The 397-nt window shown below is 59.9% G+C and carries 2 tRNA genes; both read left to right on the plus strand.

Annotation, left to right across the window (positions count from 1 at the left end):
• Positions 1-43 precede the first annotated feature (43 nt).
• A tRNA-Ile gene (locus LQ953_RS16130) sits at positions 44-120 on the plus strand.
• A 150-nt stretch (positions 121-270) separates the two neighbouring features.
• Positions 271-346, plus strand: a tRNA-Ala gene (locus LQ953_RS16135).
• Positions 347-397 lie beyond the last annotated feature (51 nt).

A 397-nucleotide genomic window follows, 5' to 3' on the forward strand; every position in this document is an offset into this window, starting at 1 on the left:
TTGCCGCCTGCGGCCTTTTGGGGCTAGTTCGGGTGACGCAAATGGGCCGGTAGCTCAGGTGGTTAGAGCGCACGCCTGATAAGCGTGAGGTCGTAGGTTCAACTCCTACTCGGCCCACCATTTGCGCCGGCAGCGAGACGATTTAGCGTAGCTAAATTGCACGCGGCCAAGCACGGCCAGCGCTGCGAAGTGCGCCATAAGGCGCAGCTTTGCTGCGACTGACGGCGCGGCGTGACAGGCTCGTAACTTTCTCAACTTCACGTTGAGCATGGGGCCTTAGCTCAGCTGGGAGAGCGGTTGCTTTGCAAGCATCAGGTCATCGGTTCGATCCCGATAGGCTCCACCAATCCGCAGGCCGCGAGACGATTTAGCGACGCTAAATCGCACGCAGCCAAGG

The sequence above is a fragment of the Sphingomonas sp. IC-56 genome, from assembly GCF_021043375.1.
In the GTDB taxonomy this organism is placed as follows: domain Bacteria; phylum Pseudomonadota; class Alphaproteobacteria; order Sphingomonadales; family Sphingomonadaceae; genus Sphingomonas.